Annotated in this window: 23 protein-coding genes; 12 read left to right on the top strand and 11 right to left on the bottom strand. The window is 73.6% G+C overall.

Going from position 1 to position 20,731, the window contains the following annotated elements; translation table 11 throughout:
• Positions 1-607 (bottom strand): carbonic anhydrase (locus ABD52_RS27275; RefSeq protein ID WP_047893671.1); only part of this gene is annotated, 607 nt, incomplete at its 3' end.
• A gap of 167 nt (positions 608-774) precedes the next feature.
• Between ABD52_RS27275 and ABD52_RS27280 the strand changes: the two genes are divergently transcribed.
• Complete coding sequence (locus ABD52_RS27280) at positions 775-1,116, top strand: helix-turn-helix domain-containing protein (RefSeq protein ID WP_013473783.1); 342 nt, start codon at positions 775-777, stop codon at positions 1,114-1,116.
• A 56-nt stretch (positions 1,117-1,172) separates the two neighbouring features.
• Positions 1,173-2,411: a type VII secretion-associated serine protease mycosin gene (gene mycP / locus ABD52_RS27285; protein WP_235437571.1), complete on the top strand. Its 1,239-nt coding sequence runs from the start codon at positions 1,173-1,175 to the stop codon at positions 2,409-2,411.
• 61 nt (positions 2,412-2,472) lie between these two features.
• On the opposite strand, the gene ABD52_RS27290 is transcribed toward mycP, so the two are convergent.
• The 7 genes from ABD52_RS27290 to ABD52_RS27320 form a co-directional block, all read right to left on the bottom strand.
• Positions 2,473-2,754, bottom strand: coding sequence for a WXG100 family type VII secretion target (locus tag ABD52_RS27290; protein ID WP_013283773.1), 282 nt, complete (start codon positions 2,752-2,754; stop codon positions 2,473-2,475).
• A gap of 28 nt (positions 2,755-2,782) precedes the next feature.
• Positions 2,783-3,091 (bottom strand): WXG100 family type VII secretion target, encoded by a 309-nt coding sequence (locus ABD52_RS27295; protein ID WP_013283772.1) that lies wholly within the window; start codon positions 3,089-3,091, stop codon positions 2,783-2,785.
• 214 nt (positions 3,092-3,305) lie between these two features.
• Complete coding sequence (locus ABD52_RS27300) at positions 3,306-3,575, bottom strand: hypothetical protein (protein WP_013283771.1); 270 nt, start codon at positions 3,573-3,575, stop codon at positions 3,306-3,308.
• A 12-nt stretch (positions 3,576-3,587) separates the two neighbouring features.
• The gene (locus tag ABD52_RS27305) at positions 3,588-4,316 is read right to left on the bottom strand and encodes a hypothetical protein (protein WP_013283770.1); all 729 of its coding nucleotides are present in this window, start codon (positions 4,314-4,316) and stop codon (positions 3,588-3,590) included.
• Between the two features lie 31 nt (positions 4,317-4,347).
• A complete protein-coding gene (locus ABD52_RS27310) occupies positions 4,348-4,641 on the bottom strand; it encodes a hypothetical protein (RefSeq protein WP_013283769.1) in 294 nt (97 codons plus the stop codon).
• An 18-nt stretch (positions 4,642-4,659) separates the two neighbouring features.
• Positions 4,660-5,070 carry a YbaB/EbfC family nucleoid-associated protein gene (locus tag ABD52_RS27315; protein WP_047893672.1) on the bottom strand — a complete coding sequence of 137 codons (411 nt, stop codon included), beginning with the start codon at positions 5,068-5,070 and terminating at the stop codon, positions 4,660-4,662.
• Positions 5,071-5,144: 74 nt separating this feature from the next.
• Positions 5,145-9,110, bottom strand: a complete 3,966-nt coding sequence (locus ABD52_RS27320; RefSeq protein WP_013283767.1) for a type VII secretion protein EccC — start codon at positions 9,108-9,110, stop codon at positions 5,145-5,147.
• Positions 9,111-9,279: 169 nt separating this feature from the next.
• On the opposite strand from ABD52_RS27320, the gene eccD reads away from it, so the two are divergent.
• Positions 9,280-10,677, top strand: a complete 1,398-nt coding sequence (eccD, locus tag ABD52_RS27325) for a type VII secretion integral membrane protein EccD (protein ID WP_013473780.1) — start codon at positions 9,280-9,282, stop codon at positions 10,675-10,677.
• On the opposite strand, the gene ABD52_RS27330 is transcribed toward eccD, so the two are convergent.
• Positions 10,661-11,833 (bottom strand): type VII secretion protein EccE, encoded by a 1,173-nt coding sequence (locus tag ABD52_RS27330; RefSeq protein ID WP_013473779.1) that lies wholly within the window; start codon positions 11,831-11,833, stop codon positions 10,661-10,663. The two genes, eccD and ABD52_RS27330, sit on opposite strands and share 17 nt — an antisense overlap.
• 162 nt (positions 11,834-11,995) lie before the next feature.
• Between ABD52_RS27330 and eccB the strand changes: the two genes are divergently transcribed.
• From eccB to ABD52_RS27370, 8 genes are all read left to right on the top strand, one after another.
• Entirely contained in the window at positions 11,996-13,465 is a 1,470-nt protein-coding gene (eccB, locus tag ABD52_RS27335; RefSeq protein ID WP_047893673.1) for a type VII secretion protein EccB, read from the top strand.
• A 116-nt stretch (positions 13,466-13,581) separates the two neighbouring features.
• The gene (locus ABD52_RS27340; protein WP_047893674.1) at positions 13,582-13,953 is read left to right on the top strand and encodes a hypothetical protein; all 372 of its coding nucleotides are present in this window, start codon (positions 13,582-13,584) and stop codon (positions 13,951-13,953) included.
• On the top strand, positions 13,946-15,232 hold the full coding sequence (locus tag ABD52_RS27345; protein WP_047893675.1) for a WXG100 family type VII secretion target: 1,287 nt from the start codon (positions 13,946-13,948) through the stop codon (positions 15,230-15,232). The genes ABD52_RS27340 and ABD52_RS27345 overlap by 8 nt, the downstream gene beginning before the upstream one ends.
• Positions 15,233-15,393: 161 nt before the next feature.
• The gene (locus ABD52_RS27350) at positions 15,394-15,801 is read left to right on the top strand and encodes a hypothetical protein (RefSeq protein ID WP_047893676.1); all 408 of its coding nucleotides are present in this window, start codon (positions 15,394-15,396) and stop codon (positions 15,799-15,801) included.
• 158 nt (positions 15,802-15,959) lie between these two features.
• On the top strand, positions 15,960-16,793 hold the full coding sequence (locus ABD52_RS27355) for a hypothetical protein (protein ID WP_047893677.1): 834 nt from the start codon (positions 15,960-15,962) through the stop codon (positions 16,791-16,793).
• A 160-nt stretch (positions 16,794-16,953) separates the two neighbouring features.
• The gene (locus ABD52_RS27360; RefSeq protein WP_013283759.1) at positions 16,954-17,289 is read left to right on the top strand and encodes a YkvA family protein; all 336 of its coding nucleotides are present in this window, start codon (positions 16,954-16,956) and stop codon (positions 17,287-17,289) included.
• Between the two features lie 30 nt (positions 17,290-17,319).
• Entirely contained in the window at positions 17,320-17,733 is a 414-nt protein-coding gene (locus tag ABD52_RS27365; protein ID WP_047893678.1) for a pyridoxamine 5'-phosphate oxidase family protein, read from the top strand.
• A 146-nt stretch (positions 17,734-17,879) separates the two neighbouring features.
• Positions 17,880-18,491 carry a C39 family peptidase gene (locus tag ABD52_RS27370; RefSeq protein WP_047893679.1) on the top strand — a complete coding sequence of 204 codons (612 nt, stop codon included), beginning with the start codon at positions 17,880-17,882 and terminating at the stop codon, positions 18,489-18,491.
• A 99-nt stretch (positions 18,492-18,590) separates the two neighbouring features.
• Here ABD52_RS27370 and ABD52_RS27375 read toward each other — a convergent pair whose 3' ends face one another.
• Complete coding sequence (locus ABD52_RS27375) at positions 18,591-18,773, bottom strand: antitoxin (RefSeq protein WP_013283756.1); 183 nt, start codon at positions 18,771-18,773, stop codon at positions 18,591-18,593.
• A 130-nt stretch (positions 18,774-18,903) separates the two neighbouring features.
• On the opposite strand from ABD52_RS27375, the gene ABD52_RS27380 reads away from it, so the two are divergent.
• The gene (locus ABD52_RS27380; RefSeq protein ID WP_047893680.1) at positions 18,904-20,055 is read left to right on the top strand and encodes an AI-2E family transporter; all 1,152 of its coding nucleotides are present in this window, start codon (positions 18,904-18,906) and stop codon (positions 20,053-20,055) included.
• A 12-nt stretch (positions 20,056-20,067) separates the two neighbouring features.
• Here the strand turns inward: ABD52_RS27380 and ABD52_RS27385 are convergent, their stop codons facing one another.
• The gene (locus ABD52_RS27385; protein WP_041784073.1) at positions 20,068-20,721 is read right to left on the bottom strand and encodes a dienelactone hydrolase family protein; all 654 of its coding nucleotides are present in this window, start codon (positions 20,719-20,721) and stop codon (positions 20,068-20,070) included.
• Positions 20,722-20,731: the final 10 nt, after the last annotated feature.

The following is a 20,731-nucleotide window of genomic DNA, read 5'->3' on the forward strand; positions in this document are numbered from 1 at the left end:
GGGCCGGGGCCTGCGCCACGGTCCGCACCTCGCCGCCGGCGAGCCGGTACGACATGCCCACCACCGTGCACCGCCCGGCGGCCACCCGCTCGGCCAGCACGGCGGACCGGGCCAGCAGCGTCTCGACGGTCTGCGCGATGTGGACGTCGACGATGCCGTCCAGGTCCTCGACCCCCTGGCGGGCGGCGCGCAACAGGCTCGGCGAGACCGCGTCCACCACAGCGCCCAGGTGCCCGGCCGGGGCGGCGCCGGTCCGGACCCCCTCCCGGGCGGCCTGGACCGCGCCGCACGAGTCGTGCCCGAGCACCACCACGAGCGGCGTGCCCAGCACGGTGACGGCGTACTCGACGCTGCCGAGCACCTCCGGCCCGGCGGTGTGCCCGGCGGTACGTACCACGAAGAGGTCACCGAGACCGCGGTCGAAGATGATCTCGGCGGCGAGCCGCGAGTCGGAGCAGCCGACGATCACCGCGAACGGGTGCTGGCCGTCGGCCACAGCCGCCCGGTGCCCGGCGTCCTGATTCGGATGCTGCGGGACGCCCGTGACGAACCGGTGATTACCGGCACGCAGTTCGGTCAGTGCCTGCTCCGGGGTGCTCGGCGTCATGTCCCTCACCTCGTCTACCTGGGGAACCACCAGGCCGAACGGCCTCGCGACCCACGGTCACACGCACCTGGGGGCACGTCAAGATTCGTGATACGCATTTCATACTTTCCCGTCGGCGCCCCGCCCCGGACCGCGCCGATTCGGCAGGTGGCGGACGTGGCCATAGCATGACCACCATGGCGACCACACCAGTTGAGGACGGGAGCCGCCGTAACTGGACCTTCCTCACCAACCACGGCCACGTGCTGCTGGCGATCGCGCGCAACCCCACCGCCCGGCTGCGGGACGTGGCCGACGAGGTGGGCGTGACCGAGCGGGCGGCCCAGGCCATCGTCGCCGACCTGGAGGCCGGGGGCTACCTGCGTCGTACGCGGGTGGGACGGCGCAACGAGTACACGATCAACCCGAAGGGCCGCTTCCGGCACCCGGCCGAGGCCGACCAGCAGGTCGGCGCGCTACTGGCCCTGTTCGCCGCCGAGTCGGCCGGGGACGCTGCCGCCGACAGGTGACCCGGGCCGGCACCACGTGTGCCCGCGCGGGCGGGCGAGGCGGGTAATCTCACCGCGTGCGCGACAGCTTGCGGCCGGGCGCGACCACGGGACGCGTCCGGGCCGGACACCGGATCAGGTCCGTCCTCTCCGGAGCGGCGGTGACCGCCCTGCTCGGCGGCGCGCTGGCGGTGCCCGCGCCCGCGCAGGCCGCCCCGAAGTGCGGCCCGGCCGGCGGCCCCGCGCCCACCGAGGTGCCGTGGGCGCTGAGCCGCCTCGACCCGGCCGCCGCGTGGCGGATCGGCAAGGGCGCGGGGGTCACCGTCGCGGTGATCGACTCCGGGGTCTCGCCCGCCCATCCCCTGCTGCGCGGGCGGGTGCTGCCGGGTGAGGACTTCAACCAGCTCGTCCGCCTCAAGGGGCAGTGCGACCTGGTCGGCCACGGCACCATGGTCGCGGGCATCATCGCCGGCCGGGAGGGCACCGGCTCGCCCTACACCGGCATTGCGCCGGAGGCGAAGATCCTGCCGCTGCGGGTGCTGGCCGAGAACAAGGAGAACTTCGACCCGGACGTGCCGGCCGAGATCGGCAAGGCGATCCGCTGGGCTGTCGACCACGACGCCGACGTGATCAACCTGTCCCTGGTCACGCTCGACGACCCGGCGCTGAAGTCCGCGGTGCAGTACGCGCTCAGTAAGGACGTGGTAGTCGTCGCCTCCGCCGGCAACCGGCAGGAGAACCGGGAGGACCGGCCGGCCTATCCGGCGGCGTACGACGGTGTCGTCGCCGTCGCCGGGATCGACGAGCAGGGCGGGCACGTCGGAAGCTCGGTCAGCGGGGACTATGTGGACATCGCCGGCCCCGGCCTGAACATCGTCGGGCCCGCTCCGCAGGGATCGGGCTACCGGGCCGAGCCGCAGGGCGGGACGAGCTTCGCCACCGCGTACGTCTCCGGGGTGGCCGCGCTGGTGCGGGCCGCACACCCGGACATCAGCGCCGACGAGGTCGCCTACCGGCTGACCCGTACCGCCGACAACCCGCCCGACGGGCACAACGCCGAGGTCGGCTTCGGGATGGTCAACCCGTACCGGGCGGTCACCAGCCTGCTGGGCACCCGGGAGGACCCGCCGCTGGGCGCGATGCCGCCACCGGCGCCGCCGGCCGATCCGCTGGCGTGGCAGCGCACCGTCGCGATCTGGGTCGCTGTCGTCGGCGCGCTGCTGGCCGGCGTCCTGCTGACGTTGCGCCCCATCCTGGTACGCGGACGGCGGCGCGGGTGGCGTCCCGGCCGCCGCGACGTCCCGCAGGACGCCTGACAACACACGACGGCTCCGCCCGGCACGAGCCGGAGCGGAGCCGCTGTGGACCGGTCGGGGGTCAGTTGCCCCAGACCTTGGAGTTGCTCATCTCCGTGGTCATGTAGTTCTCGCGCGCGATGCCCACGGCACCGCCGATCTCGTTCAGGACCTTGTTGATGTCCCGCACGGCGGCGTCCCACTGGGCCTGGTGCTGCTGGTAGGCGGCCCGGTCCTGGCCCTCCCACTCGAGCTTGGTCAGCATCGCCCGCAGCGTGTCGAGCTTCTCGTCGATGGTCCGCGAGATGGCCTGCATCTGCTGGTTGCTGCTCTCCAGAACAGCGTAATCAACCTTGATGCTCATCGATTCCTCCTCTGCCTGTCTTCGCGGATCACGGGTTGAGAGCAGCGTGGAACTTGTCCAGCATCTGCTGCTGCTCTTCGTCGTTGACCTGGTGCGTGGTGCCGGACTTGTCGAGCAGGTCCGCGATGTTGTCCATCGCGGTCAGCAGCTTCGTAGTGTCCTCGTTCCAGCGAGTCATCAGGCTCTGGAAGCCCGTGGACGCCTGGCCCTTCCAGGCCATCGCCAGGTCGTCGACCACGTTCCACAGCTTCTTGAGCTCGCCGTCGACGTCGCTGCGCGTGGACCGCACGTCACTCGCGGCGGTGTGCAGAGTCGCTGCACTGACCTCGAACGCCATGCTTCACACCCTTCCGTCATCTTGTGGCGGCGGTTCCGCCGCGCCCTCCCCCGCGGCAAGGCGTACACACCCCACCGACGGACACTTCATCCGAACCGTAGCGGACGATGTCCAACCCGCGCAGCCCTGCTGTCCCATGGTCGTATTCCGACATCCCACTGTCGACAGACGCGATCCGCGGCCCTCAGTACGAGGTGGACGGTCGAGGCCGAGGTCACGACCGCTCGCGCGAGGATTTGACGATCGTCGACACGCCGAAGACCAGCACCGCGACCAGCAGCACCACCACGGCCCACAGCATCGGCTTCTCGAAAGCGCGCTGGAACGACAGCACCAGCAGTGCCGCGCAGGTGCTCAGCGACACCACCTCGGCGGCCCGCCGCAGCCGCGCCGAGCGGGTCAGCGCGGCGAACAGCATCAGGACCACGAAGACCGGAATGGTCAGCAGGACGTACAGCAACAACGAGAAGAGCAGGGTTTCCATGCGTCGCTCCCGTCACCCGTAGAACTTGGCGTCCCGCACCCAGTCGATCTTGATGTCCTTGATGTCCGGGTCCGAGCCGGTCGGCGCCCAGCCGGGGCGGGAGTCCGCGGTGAAGGTGAACCGGTTGTCGGTGTGGAAGGCGGCCAGCAGCGCGTGCAGCAGCGCGCTGATCTCACCGAAGACCAGGACCAGGACGGCGGCGGTGGCGGTCAGACCGACGATGCCGATGGCCTGCGCCAGCGCGGTGGTGGCGGGGAAGAACTGGAGCGCGATCGAGGCGATCACCGCGACCAGGATCGGCATGAGCGCCTGGGCTAGGCCGGAGATCGCGTCGTTGTACGCGTCCCGGGCCGCGGTGAGCGTGTCCCGGTTGGCGGCGAACGCCTCGGCCAACGAGTTGATCTCCGCCCCGAGCTTGCGGAGGAACAGGTCGAACGCGTCCCGGTCGTCGAAGTCCCACTCCGCCGCGTCCGGCGGAACCGCCGCCATGGCCGCGCCGAACTGGTCCGCGCCGAGCAGGCGGGCCGCCTCGTCCCACTTCTTGATCGACTCGTTGACCTGCTGGTTGTCGAACGACTCCAGGTAGAGGATCGCGCCGATCAACGCCGCCGAGGCGACGATCCAGACCAGGTTGCCCTTGGCGACGGCCGCCGCCGACCGGACCGGAGCCGTGGTCTCGGCGACCGTCACGGTGCCGGTCACCGTCCCCGAGGCGTTGGCGATGAGGATCTCCGGCGGCATCAGGCGTCCTTCCCGTGGCGGGCCCGGCCGGTCACTTGACCACCCAGGGCTGATCCGACCTCTCCCAGTTCTTCGCGCTCTGTTCGAGCTGCGCGGCGGCCTTGCGCAGATGCTCCACGCCGGTGCGGACGTTGTCCAGGTGCCCGTCCACAGCCGCGTTGTGCCGCTCGACCGCGCCGGTGCCGAACCAGCTCAGCGCGCCGCTGGGCAGCTTCACCTCGCCCAGCAACGTCTCGACGTTGCGGAGGTATTGGATCGGGCCGTCCGGGGCGTCGAGCATCCGGCCCGCCTTCCGGATCGCGTCGACGTCGACAGTGTTCGGCATCGTCGGCCTTCCTCTCGCTCAGCGCCGCAGGTTGCGGGTCGGGTCGGACACGTCCACCCCGAACTGACGGAACCAGTCCTCCGGGGTCAGCGTGCCGTCCTGCGCACGGCGGACCATCTCGGAGTCGCCGAGCATCTCGCTCAGCATCTCGCGCTGCCGCTCCTCGAAGGCCGCGTAGGCCGCGTCGATCGCCGCCTGCATCGCCTCGGACAGGGAGAAGCTGTCCAGCCGCATCGCCCGCGCGTTCAGCTCGATGTCGCCGACCTTCATGCCGCCGTCGACAGTCACCCGCACCAGCCCGTCCGGGCTCTCCCCGCTCACCCGCAGCTCGGCGCGCTGCCGCTGGAGATCGGCCAGCCGGCGCTGCTGTTCCTGCGCCTGCCGCAGCAGGCCCTCCATGGCCGCACCGAAACCCGACGGGCTGCTCACGTGCGCGCCCCTCTCCACTCGCGACGATCGATCGGGCCGACGCTACCGGACCGGGCCGCCCGGCGTCCGTCCCGTCAGGCCGGCTCCGTCCACGCGGTCTGGATCAGCTGCTGGCCGTCGCGGCGACGGACGAGCGTGCCCCGGCCCGGCGGCTGCGGCGTCGGCCGCAGGTTGCCGAAGACCGCACCCTCCTCCCGGCTGCCGGACATCAGCAGGCCGGGCGAGTCCAGCTCGCGCAGCCGTTGCAGCACCGGCTCGTACAGCGCACGGGCCACACCGCCGACCCGGCGCGTGATGATCAGGTGCAGGCCGATATCCCGCGCCTGCGGCAGCAGCTCGTGCAGCGCGCTCAGCGGGTTGCTGCCACCGGAGGCGACCAGGTCGTAGTCGTCCACCAGGATGTACAGGTCCGGACCCTTCCACCAGCTCCGGTCACGCAGCTGGGCGGTGGTCACGTCCGGGCCGGGCAGCCGGTTCTGCAACGCGCTGCGGATCGAGCCGAGGCCCTGGCTGAACACCTGGTTCGACGGCGCGTAGTCGAGCAGGTGGTCACCCTCGACCGCGCCCAGCAGACCACGCCGGTAGTCGGCGATGACCAGCCGCGCCTGGGCCGGGGTGTACCGCTCGGCGATCCCCCGGGCGATCAGCCGCAGCAGGTTCGTCTTGCCGCACTCGGCGTCGCCGAACACGGTCAGGTGCGGCTCGCCCGCCAGGTCCAGGTAGACCGGGGCGAGCGCCGACTCGTTGACGCCGATCGGGATGCCCGGGGCGGACCGGTCGACCACCTTCGCCAGCTCGGTGACCGCCAGCTTGCGCGGCAGCAGCCGGACCTTCGGCGCCGGCTGTCCCGGCCAGTTCGCCGCGACGTGACCGGCGAGCGCCACCGACGCCTCGGTCAGGTCCTCGATGTCGCGCTTGCCGTCGATCCGGGAGATCGCGGTCAGGAAGTGCAGCTTGTCCCGGGTCAGACCGCGACCGGGCGCGCCCACCGGCACGTTCTGCGCGGCCCGCCTGTCGATCTCCGACTCCGACGGGTCACCGAGCCGCAGCTCCAGCTTGGTGCCGAGCAGGTCCCGCATGTTGATCCGGATCTCCGCCCAGCGCACCGCCGTGATCACCACGTGGACGCCGAAGCCGAGGCCCCGGTTCGCCAGGTTGGTGATCGTCTGCTCCAGCTCCTCGTACTCCTGGCGCAGCGTGTTCCAGCCGTCCACGACGAGGAAGACGTCACCGAACGGGTCGTCGGCGAACTCACCGGCCGCCCGGCGGCGCCGGTAGCTCGCCACCGAGTCGATGCCGTGCTGGGTGAACCGGTTCTCCCGCTCGTCGATCACGGCGACCACCTCGGCCACCGTCCGCCGGACCGCCTCGACGTCCCGCCGGCCCGCCACACCCGAGGTGTGCGGCAGCCCGTCCAGGCTGCGCAACGCGCCACCGCCGAAGTCGAGGCAGAAGAACTGCACCTCGCGCGGCGTGTGGGTGAGCGCCAGCGAGGCCAGCATCGAGCGCAGCATGGTGCTCTTGCCGCTCAGCGACGCCCCGACGATCACCACGTTGCCGCCGGCCCCGGCCAGGTCGACCATCATCGGGTCGCGGCGCTGCTCGTACGGGCGGTCCACGATGCCGACCGGCACGGCGAGCCGGCCGCGGCCCGGCCAGTCGGCGGTGGTCAGGCCGTACGTCGGGTGCACGCTCAGCTTGGGCAGCAGCTCGGCCAGCCCGGACGGCTCGGCCAGGGGCGGCAGCCACACCTGGTGCGCCGGCTTTCCGCGGCCCTTGAGCTGGTCGATCAGCACGTCCAGCATCGCCACGGCCTTGCCGTCGCCGCTCTGCTCCGGCTCCGGGGCGGCCTCCGCCGGGCTCGGCGCCGCCGGCACCGGCACGTAGTCGATGCCGTACGGGACGATCCGGCGCTGCACCTGAGCCCGGGTGGAGCGCTGCACCTGCCCCGGTGCCCGGTACGGGCCGGACACGTACGCGGCGCGGAACCGCAGCATGGTCGCGGTGTCGGTCTTCAGGTAGCCGTGACCCGGCGCGCTGGGCAGCTCGTACGCGTCCGGCACGCCGAGCACGATCCGGCTCTCCACAGCCGAGAACGTGCGCAGACCGATCCGGTACGACAGGTGCGTGTCCAGGCCGCGCAGCTTGCCCTCCTCCAGTCGCTGCGAGGCGAGCAGCAGGTGCACGCCGAGCGACCGGCCGAGGCGGCCGATCATCACGAACAGGTCGATGAAGTCCGGCTTGGCGGCCAGCAGCTCGGAGAACTCGTCACAGATGATCAGCAGGCTGGGCATCGGCTCCAACGGCTCACCGGCGGCCCGCGCCTTCTCGTAGTCGTACCGGGAGACGTAGTTGCCCGCCGCCCGCAGCACCTCCTGCCGGCGGTTCATCTCACCGGCCAGCGCGTCGCGCATGCGGTCGACCAGCGGCAGCTCGTCGGAGAGGTTGGTGATCACCGCGCTGGTGTGCGGCAACGCGTCCAGCGAGGCGAAGGTGGCGCCGCCCTTGAAGTCGACGAGGACGAAGTTCAGCTCCTCCGACGAGTGCGTCACCGCGAGCGCCGCGACCACCGTACGCAGCAGCTCGCTCTTGCCGGAACCGGTCGCGCCGATCACCAGACCGTGCGGGCCCATGCCCTCGTGCGCGGACTCCTTGAAGTCCAGCTCCACCACGTTGCCGTCCGGTCCCAGGCCGAGCGGGATGCGCAGCCGGTCGCGGTGGCTGCGCGGACGCCAGGTCTGCCGGGTGTCCACGGTGGCGGCGTCGCCGACGCCGAGCAGGTCGGGCAGCTCCATGCTGCGGGCCAGCGGCTCCTCGGTGCTGGCGCCCTGCTGCTGGGAGAGCCGGAACGGCGCGATCTGCCGGGCCAGCCCCTCGGCCGCGCTCAGGGACAGCCGGTCCGGCCGGCCGAGCCGCGAGGTGGCGGTGCCACGGACCAGGTCGAGCCCGGTGCCGTCCCCGGCGTCCAGGCAGAGCAGCCAGCGCCCGGCGTCACGCGGGACCGCGCCGGACAGGTCGAACACGGTCGTGCCGAGCAGGCCCGGCCCGGTCAGCGCGCAGGTCGCCGAGACCTCGCCGCCGTCGAGCACCACCACCACGTGCGGCGCGGTGGTCAGCGGCTTCGCCTCGGGCGAGAACCGGGGCCGCCCGCCCAGGTCCTGGGCCAGCGCGGTCTCCGCCTCGTCCAGCGCGGCGAACACCATCCGGCGCGCGCCGGCCGCGTCCGTACGCCCCGGGTGCTGGGCGTGCGGCAGCCACTTCACCCAGTCCCAGGCCGCCTGCCGGTCCGGCGCGGCGACCACGACCACCAGGAGGTCCTCCGGGGCGTGGAACGTGACGAGCTGGCCCAGCGCGGCCCGGGTCAGGTCGAGCACCGGCTCCCGGTCGCCGCGCAGCGCGATCCGGCTGAACGCGCGCAGCGACAGCGCGGTCGGCAGGTCCGGCACGCTGGAGTGGGCCCGGACGAACCGGCGCAGCGCGATCGCGCTCATCGGTTCCAGGTCCTCCACCGGCTTGGTCTCCGGCGGCACGATCTCCACCGCCAGCCGCTGCGGGCCGAGCGCGATCCGTACCTCGCCGAAGTCGTCCTCGGTGATCCGCCGCTCCCAGAGCCGGCGCGAGGCGGCGATCGACCAGAGCGCGTCCGGCTCCGGGTGCCGCCAGGTCATCGCGGCGCGCTGCTGCTCGGCCGCCCGCCGGGTGCGCTTGCGCATCTGCGCGAGGTAGCGCATGTAGTCGCGCCGCTGGGCGTTCAGCTCGGCCTTGTCGTTGCCGCCGTTGCCGAGCGTGCCGATCGCCATGCCCAACATGGACACACCGAACAGGCCACCCGCGACGTACGTCATCATGCCGCCGCCCCGGCCGGCGTAGAGGAACGCCATCGCGCCGACGCCGCAGAGCATCGGCAGGATCATCAGCACCTGACCCATGCCCTTGGCCTGCGGCTCCGGCAGCTCGGGCGGGGACTCCAGCAGCACCTCGCCGCGCGGCAGCGCGGGCCCCGGTTGACGCGGAAGTCGGCGGAACACCACCGTACTCACGGCTCTCCCCTCCCCAGAAGCGGCCCTGATCGTGGTCTGCCACCGCCGGTGAGCGTCGGGTGGGCAACCTGTGCGACCGCCATCGTAGGTAATCTCCCGGTGGCGTCGTGGACCCGTGGGGGCGGCGCCGACGGCCCAGCGGATCGTATGCGAGCACGAGGAGGCCACTGTGGCGACGAAGACGGCGACCGGTGGGCTGAGCCGGATCACCATCGTGGCGCCGCGTACCAGGATGGATCTGGCGCTGCCGTCCGACGTGCCGCTCGCCGACCTGCTGCCCACGCTGCTGCGGTACGCGGGCGAGGACCTGGCCGACGAGGGCGTGCGGCACGGCGGCTGGGCCCTGTCCCGGCTCGGCGGTCAGCCGTTCGACGGCGGCCGGACCGCCGCGCAGCTCGGCGTCCGCGACGGCGAGGTGCTCTACTTCAACCCGCGTGCCGCGACCGCCCCCGAGATCGTCTTCGACGACGTGGTGGACGCGGTCGCCACCTCCACCACCCAGCGGGCGGGCGCCTGGCAGGTCGGCACCACACGGGTGTTCGCGGTCCTGCTGGCCGCCTCGGCGCTCGCCGCGGGCGCGGTGGCGACGCTGCTCACCGGCCCACCGCAGCTACCCGGCGCGGCCGCCGCGTTCGTGGTCGCGGTGGCGCTGCTGGTCGGCGCCGCGGTGCTGTCCCGCGCCGCCGGCGACAGCCGCACCGGCGCGGTGCTGGCCCTGGTCGGGATCGGGTACGCGGGCGTCGGCGGCCTGCTGGTGCTCGCCGGTGAGCGGACGCTCGGCGAGCTGGCCGGTCCGCACGTCCTGCTCGCCGGCACCGCTGTGGTGGTCTTCGGCGCGATCGCCGCGCTCGCCGTCGGCGACCGCCTGCCGCTCTTCCTCGGCGCGGTGGGCGTGGGCGCGGCGGTCGGCCTCGGCGCGGTGCTCAGCCTGGCCTTCGACATCGGCGCGGCGGCGTCTGCGGCGGTGGTGTCGACAGTCGCGTTCGGCGCGCTGCCCGCCCTGCCGATGCTCGCCTACCGCCTGGCCCGGCTGCCGGTGCCGTCCATCCCCACCGGCCCGGACGACCTCAAGACCGACACCGAGTCGGTGGACGGGCCGTCGGTGCTGCGCAACAGCGAGCGCGCCGACGCGTTCCTCACCGGTCTGCTCTGGACCGTCTCGCTGCTGGTGCTCGGCGGCGAGGTGGTGCTGGCCGAGAACGGCCGGCTCCCGGCGGTCCTGCTCTGCCTGGTGCTGGCGCTGCTGTCGCTGCTGCGGGCACGCCCGTTCCTCAGCCGCGCCCAGCGCACGCCGGTGCTGCTGTCCGGCACCGTCGGCCTGGGGCTGGTCGCCGCCGCCACGTTCGCCGCCGGCTCGCTGGCGGTACGCCTCGGGCTGATCCTGGGCGGCCTGGCCGTGCTGGCCGTGATCAGCCTGGTCTACGGCCTGACCGTGGCCGGCAAGCGGATCTCCCCGGTCTGGGGCCGGACCCTGGACATCGTGGAGATCCTGCTCATCATCGCGCTGGTGCCGCTGGCCGTCTGGGTCTGCGGCGCGTACGGCTGGATCGTCAACCTTCGACCGTGACGGTCCCCATCGCGGTGCCGACCGGCGCGGTGGCGTAGACGCCGGGGCCGTGCTGGCCGTCCAGCGGGCGGGCCGGCACGCCCGCGCGCCGCGCCATCTCGCGGACCGCCTTCACCAGCGCCTCGGCGTGCCCGTCCATGGCTGCCACCCGCAGCAGCGGCGGCACCCGCCGGCCGCCCGGGAGCACCACGGCGGCGACCGTGTGCGAGGGCGCGGAGGTGGCGGTGACCGCGTCGACCAGCGCGCCGAGCGAGCCGTTGGGGCGCACCCGCAGGGCAAGGCAGCGCTGCGTCCAGCCGCCCCCGCGCAGGCTGGTCCACGTCTCCACCGGGGACTCCGGTGCCAGGTCGAGCCCGGCCCCGGACACCACCGCCGCGTGCAGCTCGTTCCGGTCGAGCACCCGGTGACCGAGGCCGGCGGCGTTGAGCGCCTTGCCGAGCCGGCCCACCCCGGCCGCCACCGTGCGGTGCACGCCGCGCAGGCCGCCGCCCCGGCTCACCGCCTCGGCCCGCGCGTCGGACACCGACAGGCGCAGCGCCACCCACACGGTCCGGTACGCGGACGGCGGCGCGCCGGGCGCCGGGTACCAGACCAGGGTGTGCGAGACGACCTGGGTCTGGGTGACCGGGCCGGAGAAGTCGGCGAGCACCGCGAGCGCGCGGTCCACCACCGCCGCCTCGATCGAGCCGGCGGGCGCGCCGGGCCGGCCGGTCAGCGCCAGCGCGGCGAACCAGCCCCGGTCGTCCTGCCCGATGCCGAGCCGGGTGCCGCGCTCGGTCAGCTCCACCACTGTCAGTTCCGGGGCGAGCGCCGCCAGCCTCGGGTCACCACCGGGCGCCGCGCCCCGGGCGCGGTCGCGGCGCCGGCGCAGCCGGCGGCGGAGCATCAGATCCTCGTACCACCAGCGGCCGCCCCGGCGCGCGAACGCCGCGGCCACCGCCAGCAGCGCCAGGACGGCGACCACCGCGAGCAGCCACGCCGGGCCGGCGGTGGCGAACCAGACCGCGAGCGCCGCGCACTCCACCACCACGAGCTGCCCGACCACGACCGGGCCGAGGCGTCCCCGGCGGCGCTTGTCGGCCGGGGTGACCGGCCGGTCCGGCGGTACGGCGGGAGTGGTGGCGGTACGACCGGGTGGCGCCTGGAGCTGCGTCATCGGTGTGCGTCCCTTCTGGACATCCTGGGCATCCGCCGGGCGGGTGCGGTCGTTCGGTCGGCGGACGGGGTCCGGCGCACCCCCGACGGCCCCTTATCGTAGGGAAGCCCGCGGCGCTGTTCGGACCTGTCGCCGCGGACCCACCCCCGCCGGAGGTTAGTCATGCGGACCCGCCGCGATCAGGTGCAGGCGTACCGCTTCGTCACCCGCCGCATCGTCTCGGCGCTGCTCTCCGGTGATCCGGAGACAAACGACCTGCCGATGCGCCGCCTCGGCATGGCGGTGTTCGGCAGCGTCATCGCGGCCGCAGTGGTGCTCGGCGGCGTGGGCGCGTACGGCCAGCTCACCAGCAACTCCGCAACGCTGGAGCCGAACACGCTGGTGATCGAGCGGGAGACCGGCGCGACGTACTACTTCGGCGAGGACAAGGTGCTGCGCCCGACGCTCAACTACGCCTCGGCGCGGCTGATCGTCAACGACGCCGCGGCGCAGCCGCGCACCATGTCCCAGGCGTCGATCAAGGACCGTCCACGCGGGCGGCTGGTCGGCATCGTCGGCGCCCCGGACGACCTGCCGGATCGCAAATCGCTGGTCGGGCTCCCCTGGTCGGTGTGCGACGTGCCGGATCCGAACGACCCGCAGCGCTCCACCACCCACCTGGTGATCGACCGCGCGCTGCCCGGCGGCACGGCGCTCACCGACCGGGCCGTGGTGGTGCGGACCGGCGACGCGCGTTACCTGCTCACCGGTGGTTCCCGGCTGCGGGTGGCCGGTGACGAGCAGGCGCTGGTGGCGTTGAAGATGGCCGGCGCGACGAACCTGACCGTCGGGCAGCAACTGCTGAACGCGGTGCCGGCCGGGCCGGTGCTGCGCAAGCCGGCGATCGCCGGGGACGGCGGCGCGAGCGGGCTCACAGTGGCCGACCGGCCGGCCCGGATCGGCCAGGTCTACCAGGCCGCCGGCCAGTACTACGTGCTCACCCGGCAGGGCCTGGCGACAGTCCGCGAGGTCACCGCGCTGCTGCTGCTCGGCGGGGGTGGCGAGGTGACGCAGATCACTCCGGATGAGGCGGGCCGACTCCTCACCGACCAGCGCCTCGACGCGGACGGCCTGCCGGCCCGGCTGCCGACGCTGCACGAGGTCCGTCCGGGACGGACGGTGCTCTGCGCCACCTACCGGCCCGGCCCGGCCGGTCAGCCGCCGACCACCACGCTGGAGGTCTTCGACTCCCCGCCGGCCGAGCTGACCTCGGCGACCGCGATGCCCGCGCGGCAGGGCGCCCGGGACGCGGTACGCACCGCCGAGAGCGTGCTGCTGCCCGGCGGCAAGGGCGTGCTGGTGCAGGCCACGGCCGGGGAGAGCGGCAAGGCGGCGGCCGGTTCGACTGTCTACCTGATCACCGCGCAGGGCATCCGCTATCCGCTCGGCACCGCCGGGGGCGACGCGAAGAGCGCGCTCGGGTACGGCGACGTGACGCCGCTCGCCGTACCCGCCTCGCTGCTGGCGCTGGTGCCGACCGGACCGACGCTGTCCCGCGAGGATGCGATGACCTACTTCGATGCGTCGACGCCTCCGGGGGCCACCGCGACACCGTCGGCCGGTGGCGCGGAGGCGCAGGTCCAGGGCGGTTGACAGGCCCTGCGGCGATCCGAAGTGGAGGATCTCCGTCACGGGTCGCCCGGGTTGGCTCGCTTCGACTAACCTGAGTACGGCGAACGGTTATCGACGATGACTACGGGGATGCAGCCATGACGGGGCGCACGACAGTAGACGTACTGTCCTTGGAGGACTTTCACCAGCGGCTCGAGCGGCGTCTGCACGAGGCGGAGTCGGTGTTGCGCAAGCTCAACACCCAGATGCAGTGCCGCCCGCCGGCCCTCGGCACGTTCACCGACGCGACCGACAACGCACGTCGCTACTCCGAGACCCACCAGAGCTACGTCAACCACGTCGACCGGCTGCGCCGGGCGATCCTGGCCGTCCGCGAGGCGACCCACAAGATCATGACGAACTACAAGACCGCCGAGGCCCGCAACGCCGCCGCCGCGGCCGACATCGCCGCCGCCCTCTCCGGGCTGAACGAGGCGATGAAGCAGCCGAAGGAGGACCCGCGTGTCTGAGTACACCCGGCGCTACGAGCACGTCAGTCACGAGGAGCTCTACCAGGGCGTCAACGCCGGCGACCCGAAGCAGATCGAGGCGCTCAGCGCCCAGTGGACCTCCCTCAAGGGCACGCTCGACGATCTCGGCCGCGACCTGACCGCCGACCTGGAGGCGCTGGCGAAGACCTGGACCGGCGACGCCGCGCGGGAGTTCCACCGCCGGCTGGACATGGTCGTCCGCTACTCCGGCAACCTCGCCGAGGGCATGACGGGTATCCGACAGGGCCTCGACATGATGTCCAGCGAGCTGCGGGCCGCGCAGTCCAAGGCGGAGAGCCCGGAGAAGACCGACGACAACGACAAGCTGCTCTCCGGCGCCGGCAAGGGCTTCCTGATCGGCGGCGCACCCGGCGCGGTGATCGGCGGGATCGTCGGCCACCAGCAGGACAAGGCCGAGCAGGAGAAGGCGCACCAGCGGATGGTGCAGGTCGTGGCCAAGCTCGCCGAGGGCTACGACTTCTCGGCGTACGGCCGGATCGTCGTACCGGACCCGCCGGAGACCGAGATGCCCGGCCACACCGGCAACGGTGACCCGACGCTGCAGAACGGCCCGTCGGTGAAGACGCCGTCGTCCGGCCCGAGCCTGGGCAGCTTCGGCCCGGGCGCCAACGCCACCGCCACCACGTCGGGCGTGCACCACACGGCCCCGACCGGCGGCACGCCGGGCGAGGGCACACCGGGTGCGGGCACTCCGGGCGGCCAGCCGGGCGCGGGCGCTCCGGGTTCGGTGCCGACCGGCGGCACCGTCGACCCGACCGGCACCTCGCTGGCCGGCGCCGCGCCGCTGACCAGCACCGCGGGCGGTCCGACGATCGGCGGCGGCCCGGGCTTCGGTCCCGGCGGCGCCGGACCGACGACGATGAGCGCCGGCGGACCGGGTGGCGGGCTCTACGGCGCCCCCGGTGTGCTGAGCACCGGCTCGCTCGCGGGCACCGGCGCCAACTCGGCGTCCTCGGCCCGCTTCGGCGGCATGTCCGGCGCCGAGAACCGCTCGGCGGCCGGCACGGGCCGGCTCACCTCCGGCCGTGGCCTCGTGGTCGACGCCGGGAGCAAGTCCGCCGAGCGCACCGGCGGCGCCACCGGGCGGCCCGCGATGGCCGGCCGCAGCGGCGTGCTGGGTGGGCGCGGCGGCCACGGCGACGACGAGTCCGACGGCCGGCTGACCTGGCTCACCGAGGACGAGATGGTCTGGGGCGACGGAGACGCCGCTCCGCCGCCGGTGCTCGGCGGCAACTGACCCCGGCATCCACGAGACGGCGCGGCACCTCGGGCAGGGGCGCCGCGCCGTCGCACGTCCGGCCCGCGTGGGTCTCCGTCCACACCGACCCGTGGGGTGGCTCACGTAAACCGCAAGATCCTTGAGCTGCGGGATCGTCCGTCGACCGATAGGTTGAACAGGTGCTGCCCGTAGCGTTCGCCCCGTCCACCTGGACGGCGACGCTGCGCCGGATCGCCCGCACGGCTGTGGCCGGCCTGGTGCTGATCGCCGGCCTCCAGGGCATCTCCGCCGCACCCGCCCACGCCGCCGCGGCCTCGCACGCCACAGTCGCCTCGCACGCCGTCGCCTCGCACGTCGCGGCGATCGAGCACGTCGCGACACGGCAGGCGGTGACGGCCGGCGCCGCGGAACTCACGGCGGCCGACGCCACGACCGCCGCCCTGCGGACCACCGGCCCCGGCACCCGCCCGGCCGGCACCGAAGCCCTTTCCGCCGACTCCGCCGGGCGCGTTCCCGGCGTCGAGGTCGTCGCCGCCGCCGACCCAGGCCGGGCGCACATCGCCCGTCGCGGTCCGCCGCGCGCCTGACCGGGCAACCCTTCCGGTACGCCCCGGCGCGGTCCCACGGGCCGCACGCCTCGCGCCCTGCCGCGCGTCCCGTCGCGTCCGAGTCACGACGCGCACCCGCCCGGATGTCCGGGCCACAACCGTCGATCGTCCTACGTTCCACCCACGAGGTGCTGGTAATGCAGACCGTCTTCTCCTCCGTCCTGCCCGACATGCCCGCGGCCGCCGTGATCTGGCTGGTCCTGCTCGCCGTGGCCGCGACAGTGGTCGCCGCGCTGATCGTCCGCCCGTCCCGGTTCCGTTCGGAGCTGGTCGACCGGATCAGTGACGCCGCCCGCCCGAGCAGCATCGAACGCGCCGAGCGCGCCCGCGTACGGGACCAGGAGCGGATCCGCTACGCCGACGAGGTGGCAGTGGCCGCCTCCCGTGCGACGGCGACCGCCGAGCGGAGCCGCGCCGAGTGGCTGACCGCCCAGGAGGAGGCCGAGGCTGCCTGGCAGGCGTACCAGGCGGCCGAGGAGGACTTCCGGCGCCTCACCGCCGCCGCGGCGCTGCCGCTGCCCCGGACCGCCCGGACCCCGGCCGAGTACGCGGACCGGGAGCGCTGGCTGCACCGGGCCGCGATGGACGCCCAGTGGCGCGACGAGATCACGGTGCGGCAGCTCAGCGACATCCTCGGCGGCAACGGCTGGGATCCGAGCCGGCACCCGGTGGAGCAGGAACTGCTGCTGCGCCGGCTGGTCCGGGACAACATGGCGGCACGGCACCGGGCCGCCGCGCAGCGGGAGCAGGCCGCCTGGCAGACCGCCGAGCTGGCCGCGGCGGCGGCGCAGAGCCTGCGCGACGAGGCGTTCGCGGCGCTGCACCCGGTCGCCGAGCCGCAGACGGAACTCTCCATCGTCGGGTTCGCCGGGCCCGAGGCCACCCGGGAACTGCCGACCGGAACGGTGAGCCCCGAGGTCACCCGCGAGCTGCCGCCGGTGGCTCGCGGCCGGGCGGCCGTCGCGGCCTGAAAACCCGTCACCGGCAGCGGCCTGAAAGCCCGTCACCCGGCAGCGGCCCGACAGGCCGTCGCCCGGCAGGCCGTCGTCCGGTGCGGGCGCCGAAGGCGAGCACCCCCGCGGCGGGGACGACCGCCGCGCGTGGCGGGCTCGGCTCGGCTAGCGTGGTGGCGTGTCCCGTGAAGCCTGGGTGCTGGTCGTCCTCGCCGCCGTCCTCGCGGCGGCCATGCTGGCCGGGGCGGTGCTGCTCGCCATCCGGGTGGTCCGCACCCGCCGCATGCTCGGCGCGCTCGGCGCCGGCGGCAAGGTCGCGTTCTACGGCGCGCTGATCTACACGATCCTGCCGGTGGACCTGCTTCCCGACCCGATCTACCTGGACGACATGGGCGTGCTGGCCGGCGCACTGTTCTACCTGGGCCGGCTGGTCGCCAAGCACCGCGCCGAGCAGCGGGCCGCCGGGGAGTCCCCGGTGGCGACGTTGCCGCCCGGCGCGGCGCCCCGCCGCTGAGACGTCACCGGCACGGAACGAGGAGACGACATGGCGGCACGGCATCGGTTGGATCCGCACGACGAGCGGGTGGCCCGCTTCTTCGCGGATCGGCACCTCGCCACGCTCACCACACCGCGTGCCGACGGCACCCCGCACGTCGTACCCGTGGGGGTGACCTTCGACCCCGCGGCCGGGCTGGCCCGGGTGATCACCTCAGCCGGGTCGGCCAAGGCCCGGCACGTCGCGGCGGGCGGGCCGGACGGCGTCCCGGTCGCGGTGTGCCAGGTCGACGGCCGCTGGTGGCTGACCGTGGAGGGCCGGGCGGTGCTGCGCCGCGACCCGGAGTCGGTGGCCGAGGCCGAGCGCCGGTACGCCGAGCGCTATCGCACGCCGCGTCCGAATCCGGAGCGGGTGGTCATCGAGATCGCGGTGACAGGGCTGCTGGGAAGCCTGCCCGGCTGAGGCGTCTGTCCGGTTCCGCGGTGGCCCCGGTCACGCCCGGAAATGGGCTGCCGAGGCAGAGCGGTTGAACTCTCCGTACGCCGAGCGCCACTCCTGGTGCCGCGTCTCCCGCACGGAGCCGTCGACCCCCGAATGGAGCCTCGACCATGAACCCGATCATCCGTAAGTGTGTGCTGTCCGTCGCCGGTCTGGCCGCGGCCGGCGGTGCCGTCGCCGGTCCGGCCGCCGCCGCCCACGCCGCCCCGGTCAAGGGCAAGGGTGACCGCGCCGCCGACTACGAGTACCAGGCGCAGCCGAACTTCTTCTACTGCGGTCCCGCCTCGACCCGGATCGCGCTGTCGGCCGAGGGCAGGGACGTGAGCCAGGACGAGCTGGCCGCCAAGCTCGGTACCACCGAGAACGGCACCGACTCGGCCATCGACATCACCCGGGTCCTGAACGAGTACACAGGTGGCAAGTACCGGACCACCGAGATCCGCGACGACGTGGCCACCCGGGAGCAGGTGGACCGCCTGCGCACGGACATCCGTACCGCTGTGGACGACGACCGGCCCGTGGTGGCGAACATCCTGGGCGGCGCCCGGGACGTCGACGGGGTGGAGCACAGCTACCCCGGCCACTACGTGACAGTCGTGCGGTACGAGGGCGACGGCGACCGGGTGCTGATCGCGGACCCGGCCCGGCCGGACGTGCCGACGTACTGGATGGACGTGACCGAACTGGCCAACTGGATCGCCGGCCGCGGTTACAGCTCCTGACGGACGGGCCGGTCTCCCCTGTGGAGGCCGGCCCGACACGACGGCGGCCACGCTCCCCACCGGGGGCGTGGCCGCCGTCGTGTCCGAAGCGGGTGTACGTCAGCGACCGGTGTCGCCTTCGCCGGTGCGCTGCTGCGCCATGTCGACGCCCTTGTCGATCTGGTTGTCGTACTTGCCGCCGGTGCGCTTGTCCGCCGCGTCACCCGCCTTCTCGATGCCCTGGTCGACCTGCTTGTCGTGCTTGTCCGCGAAGTCCTTGGCCTTGTCCATGAAGTCGCTCATGTCGGATCTCCCTTCGATACGTTGAATGCCTTCCCTAAGGCCGGGGGTACAAACGCCGGGTGGGCGGTTGCGGCCCTGGTGTCGGATCGGCTCGCGTCGGGTACCAACGGCCTCGATCGAGGAGGGCGACGTGGACGACGACGCTGGTATACCCGGGCGGGCACCGACCGCCGGACCGCGGCAGACCTGGGCCGGACTGCCCTGGCCGGTACGGACGGCGGTCACCTGGAGCGCCTGCCTGCTGGTGGTGACGGCCGGGCTGTGGCTGCTGGGGCAGATCGCCGTGCTGCTCGCGCCGCTTGCGGTGGCGCTGGCCGGCACGCTCTTCCTCGCCGCGCTGCTCGATCCGGTCCTGGTACGCCTGCGCCGGCTGCGGGTGCCGGCCGGGCTCGCCGCGCTGCTGAGCATCCTGCTGCTGCTCGGCATCCTGGGCGGTGCCGGCGTCCTGGTCTGGAACCTCACGGCGAGCCAGTTCGGCGAGCTGAGCCAGCAGCTCGACGAGGGGTTGCAGCGCACCCGCGACTTCGTCACGTCCAGCCTGCCGGTCACCGACCAGCAGCTCGACCGGCTCGTGGAGCAGATCCGGCAGGGCCTGAGCAGCGGTGCGCCCGACCCGGTCGCCGGGGCACGCAAGGTCGCCGAGGTCGCGGGCGCGGTGCTGCTCGCCCTGGTGCTGCTGTTCTTCCTGCTCAAGGACGGCCGCTCGATGTGGCGCTGGGTGCTGCGCCGGCTGACCGGCCCGCGCCGGGAGCTGACCGCCGAGGCGGGACGGGCGGGCTGGCGGACGCTCGGCGCGTACAGCCGGGGCACGATGATCATCGCGGCCATCGACGCCATCGGCATCGGGCTGGCCCTGGTCGTGTTGCGTGTCCCGCTGGCCCTGCCGCTCGCCCTGATCACGTTCCTCGGCGGGTTCGTGCCCATCATCGGCGCCACGGTGGCCGGTGCGGTGGCGGTGCTCGTCGCGCTCGCCGCGAACGGCCCCACCACCGCGCTGCTGACGCTGGCCGCGGTGATCGCCGTGCAGCAGATCGAGGGCAACCTGCTGGAACCACTGGTCATGCGGCGGCAGGTGCAGCTGCACCCGGCGGTCATCCTGGTCGTGGTCACCGCCGGCACGCTGGTGGCCGGGGTCGCCGGGGCGTTCGTGTCGGTGCCGATCGCTGCGGTGCTGTGGCGGGTACTGGACACCGTGCAGCGGCACCGCGCCGCCGAGCGGAGCGGCTCCGACGTTCCCGTACCGACCGCCGACCCGGGCCGCGCCGCCGACGCAGCGGGCTGATTCCGCCGCCGGTCAGGCGGGGTGCGGCTGGCGCAGGTGCGTGGTGAACCACGTACCTGCCTGGTCGGCCACCTGCTCCAGCGTGCCGGGCTCCTCGAACAGGTGCGTGGCGCCGGGCACGATCCGCAGCTCGGCGACCTCGCCCAGCGCGTCCCGGGCCTGCTCGTTGAGTGCGATCACCTGCTCGTCCAGGCCGCCGACGAGCAGGAGCGTCGGTGCGCGTACCGCAGTCAGTGAGCTGCCGGCCAGATCGGGCCGGCCGCCGCGGGAGACCACAGCGCCCACCCGGTCCGGCCGGGCCGCGGCGGCGACCAGCGCGGCGGCGGCGCCGGTGCTGGCGCCGAACAGCCCGATCGGGAGCCTCCCCAGTTCCGGGTCGGAGCCCATCCAGTCGACGATCCCGGCGAGGCGCTCGGCCAGCATGCCGATGTCGAAGCGCAGCTCGGCGGTGATCTCGTCCCGGGCCTCCTCGTCGGCGGTCAGCAGGTCGACGAGCATCGTGCCGAGCCCGCGCTCGTTGAGTGCACGCCCGACGGCCATGTTGCGCGGGCTGTGCCGCGAGCTGCCGCTCCCGTGCGCGAACAGCACCACCCCACCGGCTCCCGCCGGCACCACCACGTCCCCGACGAGCCCGCCGTCCACCACAGGCACCGAAACCTCACGCATTCCCCTCTTC

It is taken from the genome of Micromonospora sp. RV43, assembly GCF_001029515.1.
GTDB lineage: Bacteria > Actinomycetota > Actinomycetes > Mycobacteriales > Micromonosporaceae > Micromonospora > Micromonospora aurantiaca.